Source organism: Marinobacter sp. (genome assembly GCF_041690455.1).
Taxonomy (GTDB): Bacteria; Pseudomonadota; Gammaproteobacteria; order Pseudomonadales; family Oleiphilaceae; genus Marinobacter.
This window is the reverse complement of the sequence record NZ_JAWLHI010000111.1, coordinates 1-7,721: the sequence shown is the minus strand read 5'-3', so window position 1 is coordinate 7,721 and position 7,721 is coordinate 1. Positions and strand designations below refer to the sequence as shown.

At 61.1% G+C, this 7,721-nt stretch carries 6 protein-coding genes; 2 read left to right on the top strand and 4 right to left on the bottom strand.

From position 1 onward, the window contains the following. Positions 1 to 62: 62 nt before the first annotated feature. Positions 63 to 914 (bottom strand): 6-pyruvoyl trahydropterin synthase family protein, encoded by an 852-nt coding sequence (locus ACESMW_RS17930; RefSeq protein WP_372988344.1) that lies wholly within the window; start codon positions 912 to 914, stop codon positions 63 to 65. A 103-nt stretch (positions 915 to 1,017) separates the two neighbouring features. Between ACESMW_RS17930 and ACESMW_RS17925 the strand changes: the two genes are divergently transcribed. Continuing rightward, positions 1,018 to 1,665 (top strand): NTP transferase domain-containing protein, encoded by a 648-nt coding sequence (locus ACESMW_RS17925; protein ID WP_372988343.1) that lies wholly within the window; start codon positions 1,018 to 1,020, stop codon positions 1,663 to 1,665. Here ACESMW_RS17925 and ACESMW_RS17920 read toward each other — a convergent pair. From ACESMW_RS17920 to ACESMW_RS17910, 3 genes are all read right to left on the bottom strand, one after another. Continuing rightward, positions 1,625 to 2,737: a response regulator gene (locus tag ACESMW_RS17920; RefSeq protein WP_372988342.1), complete on the bottom strand. Its 1,113-nt coding sequence runs from the start codon at positions 2,735 to 2,737 to the stop codon at positions 1,625 to 1,627. The two genes, ACESMW_RS17925 and ACESMW_RS17920, sit on opposite strands and share 41 nt — an antisense overlap. Positions 2,738 to 2,788: 51 nt before the next feature. Then, entirely contained in the window at positions 2,789 to 4,051 is a 1,263-nt protein-coding gene (locus ACESMW_RS17915) for an MORN repeat-containing protein (protein ID WP_372988341.1), read from the bottom strand. A 113-nt stretch (positions 4,052 to 4,164) separates the two neighbouring features. Continuing rightward, on the bottom strand, positions 4,165 to 4,626 hold the full coding sequence (locus ACESMW_RS17910) for a hypothetical protein (RefSeq protein ID WP_372988340.1): 462 nt from the start codon (positions 4,624 to 4,626) through the stop codon (positions 4,165 to 4,167). Positions 4,627 to 4,725: 99 nt separating this feature from the next. Here ACESMW_RS17910 and ACESMW_RS17905 point away from each other — a divergent pair, with 99 nt between their 5' ends. After that, entirely contained in the window at positions 4,726 to 7,650 is a 2,925-nt protein-coding gene (locus ACESMW_RS17905) for an insulinase family protein (RefSeq protein WP_372988339.1), read from the top strand. Positions 7,651 to 7,721 lie beyond the last annotated feature (71 nt).

The window sequence follows — 7,721 nt, the reverse complement described above, 5'->3', positions numbered from 1 at the left end:
TGAAAATAGAGGGCCGGCGAATTCGCCGGCCCTCTTTTTTCATCTGACCCCGACTTCAACATTCAACGCTCGGCAATCGCCCCTTTACCCACGCCCTCATACGCCTTCACCCGAATCGAATCCGTCGGAAACTCCGCCTTCAGCTTGTCCGCGATGTGCGCCGCAATCAGTTCAACGGTGGTGTCGGTATCCAGCATATACACCCGTTCCTCGGGTAGGGTGAGGGCGAATTCGCCCTGGTTGGCTTCGTACTCGAAGGTGACGTAGCGCACGCCATCCGCACCGACGTGGCGGCGAACGACATCTTCTTCGGAACCCACGTAGATATCCCGCCACAGGCTGGCCCAGCGGCGTTCCAGGTCGTAATCCCGGTGGCCGTTGCGGTCGATGCGGATCGGGGAGCGGTGGCCGTGGGCGATGCGCTGGCAGTTGCCCAGATGCTTCTTCAGGCCGTGGACGTAGTGGTAGTAGGCGCCTTCGATCACTTCCTCGCGCAGGTTGATGGCCACGGAGGTGACATTTGCGGGCAACACCTCCATCAGCTCATGCTCCAGCAGGCGGGCCACGGCGGAGGGCACCGCGTGCTCGGCGGAGAGCCAGACCACGGCCTCATCCGGGGAGCGGTGGACAATCTGGCTGCCATCGGTGAGCTTCCAGGTGAAGGTGTCCGGCTGGTCTTCGTCCCAGACCAGGCCCTGGTAACCGCGGGGAATCACCAGGCGGTGGTCGACGCGCTCGTCGATCACGCGCTTGATGGTGCGTTTGACATTGCTGAAGTCGAACACCATGCCCTGTTCGTCCAGTTCTCCGCCGAGTACCACGTCGGCAATCCAGCTCTCGCCCACCAGCCCGCGGGTGGCGTCCAGGTAGGCGAAATCGATGACGGTAAGGTTGTCGACAAACAGGTGATTCATCGGGAGTCCGGAGGGTATGATTGAGTGATTGGCGAATTCTAGCAAAAATCAGCAGTTCCGGCAGTGTGCCGGTGCTTTCCCGCCATTGGATATTGCTATCGGGGTGCTTATTAGAAGATTCAGTTCTCATCCGGACGAATCCGGTTTTGCCGTGATTGTGCTGGCAGCCGGTGCATCAATCCGCCTGGGGCGTGCCAAGGCCCTGCTCACACTGCCGGATGGCGGTACTCTTCTGGATCAGTCGTTGCGCCAGGCCCGGCTGCTCAGCCGGGATGTGCGGGTGGTCACCGGCGCCTGGTACCCCCTGATCCGGTTTCGTTGTCATCTCCAGCCGTCCGTCTGGTTGCCCTGCGAACATTGGGCCCAGGGATTGTCCGCGTCGCTGGCAACGGGCATCGAGAGCCTGGGGCCTCAGGTGAAGGGCGTCTTTGTGCTGGTGGCAGACCAGCCGTTGCTGGATCCGGAGGCCTTGCGGGCGATGGGGGAGGCGGCTCGGCAGGTGCCCAACCAGGCGATGGCGGCGGATTATGGCGGCAGGGCCGGTGTCCCGGCGTATCTGCCCCGCTGGCTATGGCCGGAGGTGATGGCCCTGGAAGGGGATCGGGGTGCCGGCCGGCTGCTCACGGAGGTTGGCGCTACCCTGGTGCCCGTTGGGGGCATTCATGACGATGTCGATACGCCCTCGGACTGGCGGCGCATCCGCGCCCGGTTCAGGCAAACAGACCGGACAGCCAGGCAATACCGACGCTGAAGATGCCGAGGCTGACTGCCAGGCCGAGGGTATAGGCCCGGGAGTTGGCGGCGCGCTGCTGGGCAACGAACAGGTCAATGGTGCGCTGGGCGATGTCTTCCGACGTTTCCCGCGAGATTTCATGGGCCTGCTGGATCGCCTCTGATTGCAGCGTTTGCCAGAATTCGGTGTCGATGGTTTGCACGCTGGTGATGTGGTCCTTGAGCTCGTCCATATGCGCACTGGTGAAGCCGGACTGTTTCTTGAGGTCCCGTTTCAAATCGGCCAGCTCGCGCGCAAGATTCAGGTTTACCTCCGCGGCCACATCATCCCGCAGGTGCCGGGTGCGTTGTTCGATCAGTTCCGACAGGTCGCCCAGCCGCTCCTCGATGGCGGCTTCCTGTTTGCTCCGGGTCTCATCCAGGGCCCGCCTCAGATGATCAAACTGCTCATCGAACAGGTCGCTCAGCAGTTCATGGAGGCGGTTGTTGATGTGGGTCTTCACCGCCGAGCGGGCGATCTGTTCGATCAGTTCACTGGTAAGCGGCACCACGTTGGGTGAGGCGTGGCCATTGGTCTGCGGTTCCGGTTCCGGCTCCGGTTCCGGCTCGGATTTGGGCGCGAGTTGTACCGACGCGTCTTCCGCAACGTTCAGATCCTCTCGATCTGTCTCCTGGGGGATTTCGGTAAACGTTGGTTCCGGCAGGTTGCCGTTGCTGACGTCGCTGGCCAGCTGGTCGAGAACCTCGCCCAGGCCGTCCGTCTGGGGCGGTTTGGTCAGGATGTTATAGACCCCGAAGTTTTTCGCTTCTTCGGTGAAGGAAGGGGATTTCCTCGAGGTGCACATGATGATCGGAATGCCAGCGGTTTCCGGGTTGCCCTTGATGGCGCGGGTGGCTTCCACGCCGTTCATGCCGGGCATCAGGTGGTCCATGAAAATCACGTCCGGGCGCTCATGGCTGTTCAGGAATTCCAGGGCTTCCTCCGCCGAGCCGGCCATATTGACCTGCATGTCGCGGTTTTCCAGCAGTTTGCTCAGGGCAAACCGGGCTACCTTGGAGTCATCTACCAGCAGAGCGTTCTTGATCGACATGGTCACTACCTCAACCTGTTACTGCGAGTGCGTGGGTGATCGGGCCGGAACCTACCAGCCTTCCAGTTGCGGGCACTGGGTGGCCCGATAGCTCTTCTCCCGATAACACACACCGGGTTCCGTGGTGCGGGCAGTGAATACCTCACCGGCCGCGGTGGTCAGACGAACCTGTCCATAGGGTTCGCCGTGGCGGAAGGTGGCCTCGATCGAGCTGCCGTTGGGGTTGCGCAGCAGACCCTTGCCGTGAAACGTGCCTTCCATGTATTGCCCTTCGTATTTCTTGCCGTCGGCAAAGATCTCGGCACCCGAGCCGTGAAATTCGCCGCTGGAGAACTCGCCCTCGTAGGCGCCGCCATCCGCATAGGTAAGGGCGCCGGTACCGTGAAATTCATTATTGCGGAAACCGCCCACATACAGCATGCCGTCGGCGGTGGTCAGGGAGCCGTGGCCATTGAGCATCCCCTCAGCCCACTGGCCCGTGAGAATATCCCCGTTGGCGCGGGTCAGGGTACCCTTGCCGTGGAATTTGTCGGCAGCGAACTGGCCGGTGTACTCGGCACCCGCTGCACCGCGCCAGACGCCTTCGCCCTGGCGTTGCCCCTTGACCCAGTCGCCCTCGTAGCGGCTGCCGTCCGGGTACCATGCGGTGCCCTTGCCGTGGAACTGGCCGTCAATGAAGTGCCCTTCATAACGCAGGCCATCCTGGTCCTGGAAGGTGCCGTCACCGGTCCTGACCCCGCCGACCCAGGTCCCGTTGCGGTAATTGACGGTGGTGTAGGCCTCCAGTTTGCCGACCAGGGTCATTTCTTCCCCGGCTTCCAGGGCGACCGTCTGTTGCCAGGATTGATAGCCGGGCTTGGTGATGGTGACGTCGTATTCGCCCGGCTGGAGCTCCAGATCGAGACGGGTAGCCCCGTACTGTTTGCCGTTGATGGTGACCTGATCGCCGATGACGTTGGAGCGCAGGACCATCAGGCCGGTGGTGGGCTCGGGTTCTGGTTTTGGTTCGGCTGCGGGTTCCGCCATTGCCGTGGTTCGAGTGTCTGCGGGCATGGGCGGAATGCTGAAGGGCTCGGCCACAGTAACTGCCGCCGGTGCAGGCTTCGGGGGTGCCGGCTCTGGCGCCTCCTGAATTTTCTCGGCCTCGGCGGGTTCAGGGGTGTCGGTAACCGCCGTCTCAATGGTTTCGGAAGGGGAAGGTAAGGGTTGCAGTTCCCCCAAGCTGTGGTCATTTCCCACCGAGGCAAAGCCGGCGGTCACCAGGAGCATCAGCGCCAGTGCATTAATGAACAGCAGTGGTCTGAAATCGACCATGAAGGAACCTCTTGATCCTGTCTTACCGAATCCTGATTACCTCCTGATCTTAACCACTGACTGCAACGTTATGTAACAGAAAGTGACTGAAGTTATCGAGAATGCCAGCCAAATCACACTTTGTCCGGAAGCTTGTCATGGTTGAGCTGTTCCCATGACCTCATATAGACGTCGGCTTCGTATTCATAGGGAGAGCGGAACGGGGTCAGGACAAAGTCGAAGACCAGGAAAAAGAAACCGATGGAGGCCCAGGCGATCAGAATGGTGCTGATGGTGGTGGCCTGGATCTCCGGGTTGGAGTTGACGAAATCCTGGAGCAGGGGGATCAGGTCGGCGGCCATGGCCACGGGATTGAAGCTCGAGAGTACAAACGGAACCCAGAAGGCGATCATGATCGGGAAAAAACCGAACGACCACAGCAGGCGACGCAGAAGGTAGATGCCCACTTCCCGCCAGAACCTGTTGCGGATCTCCGGCACCTTTCGAATGCGCTCAAGGTAGCGGCGCCGCTCCGCCCAGTAGGCGGCGACCTCCGGGGCCTCGAGGGTTGTGGTTTCTTCAGCAGACTTGGTCATGGTTTGCAGGGCTACCTTATCGCTACGGGACTGTGCATGATAATCGATACTACGTGTTACCCTACAAGTCTCCATTTGTTTAAAGACAGGATAGATTGAATGGCTGCTGTGATCGAGAACGCAACCCATCCGGCCTTTGAGAAGCTACGCAGTCACCGGATTGACACCCTCAACCTGGAGGTTGAGGAGTACCGTCACAAGAAGACCGGTGCCCGCCACCTGCACCTGGCGGCGGACAACGACGAGAACGTGTTCTTCGTTGCCTTGCGCACCTTCCCGATGGACTCCACCGGTGTGGCCCATATCCTGGAACATACGGCCCTGTGTGGCAGTGAGAAATATCCGGTCCGGGATCCGTTTTTCATGATGATCCGCCGGTCCCTCAACACCTTCATGAACGCGTTTACCAGCAGTGACTGGACGGCCTATCCGTTTGCCAGCATGAACCGGAAGGATTTCGACAACCTGCTCTCGGTTTACCTGGATTCGGTGTTCTTCTCCAAGCTGGACCCCCTGGATTTTGCCCAGGAAGGGCATCGGCTGGAATTCGAGAAGCCGGACGATCCGAATAGCGATCTGGTGTATCGCGGTGTGGTATACAACGAGATGAAAGGCGCCATGAGCGCACCGACCTCCCAGCTGTGGCAGAACCTCAGCAGCCACCTGTTCCCGACCACCACCTACCACTACAACAGCGGCGGTGAGCCGGACCACATCGTCGATCTGAGTTATAGCGATCTGGTGGACTTCTATCGCCACCATTACCACCCGAGCAACGCGATTTTTGCTACCTACGGCAATATTCCTGCCCACGAGCATCATGAGCGGTTCGAGGAGCTGGCACTCAAGCGGTTCGACAAACTGGACATCGAACTGCCGGTCCGCGACGAGAAGCGGATGTTCAGCCCGGTCCGGGTGGAGCAGGGCTATGCGGTGAACGAGGGTGAGGGCACCGAGAACAAGACCCACATCGTGACGGGGTGGTTGCTCGGCCACAGTTTTGACCTGCTGGACAACATGGAAGGCCAGCTGCTGTCCGCCGTATTGCTGGAGAACAGTGCCTCTCCGCTGATGCGGGCGCTGGAAACCACCGATCTCGGCCATGCGCCGTCACCCATGTGTGGCCTCGAGGACTCCAACCGGGAGATGACCTTCGTTTGTGGTATCGAGGGCAGCGAGCCGGACAAACACAAGGAACTCGAGACGCTGATCGAGAACACCCTGCAGAAAGTGGTTGAGGAGGGTGTGAGCGAGGAACGGCTGGAGGCCATCCTGCACCAGCTGGAACTGCACCAGCGGGAGATCGCCGGCGACCAGTTCCCCTATGGCCTGCAGCTGATCATGAGTGCCATCGCACCGATGGTTCATGGCGGCGATCCGGTCGAACTGCTGGACCTGGAGCCGGTACTGGCAACGCTGCGGGAGAAGATCAAGGATCCGGACTATGTGCCGGGGCTGATTCGCCGCAAGCTGCTGGAAAACCCACATCGGGTCACCCTGACCCTGCGCCCGGACGAGAAGCTGGAGTCCCGTCGGCAGCAGGCGATCCGCGAAGCCCTGGCTCGCCGCAAGGCCACCCTGACTGAAGAGGAGGCGCAACAGATTGTTGATCGCGCCCGGGCCCTCGAAGAGCGCCAGATGCGCAAGGATGACGATTCTATCCTGCCCAAGGTGGACCTGTCTGATGTGCCCCTGCAGATGCCGGAGCCGGAGTGCCGCTATGACGGCGATATCTCCGCGACGGTCTACGCCCGCGGTACCAACGGCCTGGTGTATGAGCAGGTGGTGGTGCCGGTGCCGACGCTGACCGAAGAGGATCTTCTGTTCCTGCCGTACTACACCACGCTGATCTCCGAAATCGGCTGTGGCGATCTGGATTACCTGCAGATGCAGGACCGGATTTCCGCGGAATCCGGTGGCATCAGTGCCGCGTTCAGTGCCAAGGGCAAGATTGATGACGTGCAGGATGTCTCGGGTTACCTGATTTTCAGTGGCAAGGCCCTGGCGCGTAACCGCAGCAAGCTCACAAGGCTGCTGCACGACGTCTACAAGGGCGCGCGCTTTGACGAGAAGGACCGTATCCGGGAAATCATTGCCCAGATCCGGGCCCGTCGGGTTCAAGCGGTGACCGGCAGCGGCCACGCCCTGGCCATGGGTGCGGCTTCCCAGGGGCTGAGTGCCGGCGCTTGGCTGGCCTATCGTCTTGGTGGCCTGGCGGGCATCCGCGGCACCAAGCAGCTGGATGAAGCCCTGAACGATCCGGCCGAGCTGGAAGCTTTCTGTGGCCGCCTGGCCGCTCTGCACGAGAAGATTCGGAACCAGCACCGCCAGTTCCTGGTAATCGGTGAAGACGACCAGCTGCCCGCCATGGTGGATGATCTCAAATCCTGTTGGCAGGGCGAGCCTGCTGGCAATGCGGATACCTGGCGCATGGACCCCGTGGATTACACCATCCGGGAAGCCTGGCTGACCTCTACCCAGGTCAACTTCTGCGCCAAGGCATACCAGACCGTGCCGGTGGATCATCCCGATGCGGCGGCACTGACTGTGCTTGGCGGTTTCCTGCGTAACGGGTATCTGCACCGGGCCATCCGTGAGAAGGGTGGCGCCTATGGCGGTGGCGCCGGGCAGGACAGCGTCAATGGCGTGTTCCGGTTCTTCTCTTACCGGGATCCCCGGCTGGGCGAGACCCTGGAGGACTTCGACAAGGCCCTGGACTGGTTGCAGGAAACCGACCATGAGTACCAGGAGCTGGAGGAGTCCATCCTCGGCGTCATCGGCCAGCTCGACCGGCCCCGGTCACCGGCCGGCGCCGCGAGGCATGCGTTCCACAACAAACTGTTTGGCCGTTCACCCGAGCAACGCGCACGGTTCCGGGAGCGGGTTCTGGCCGTCACCCTGGACGACCTGAAGCGGGTGGCCACCACCTGGCTGGTGCCGGAGAAGGCCAGCACCGCGGTGGTGACCAGCTCTGATAACCGGGAGATGGTGAAGGATCTGGGGCTGGACACTCAGGAGCTGTAGGCGGGGTGAAGTTGGGGTCAGATGAAGGCTTTCATCTGACCCCACCGTTACCTCTAACCCCTGCTTCATCA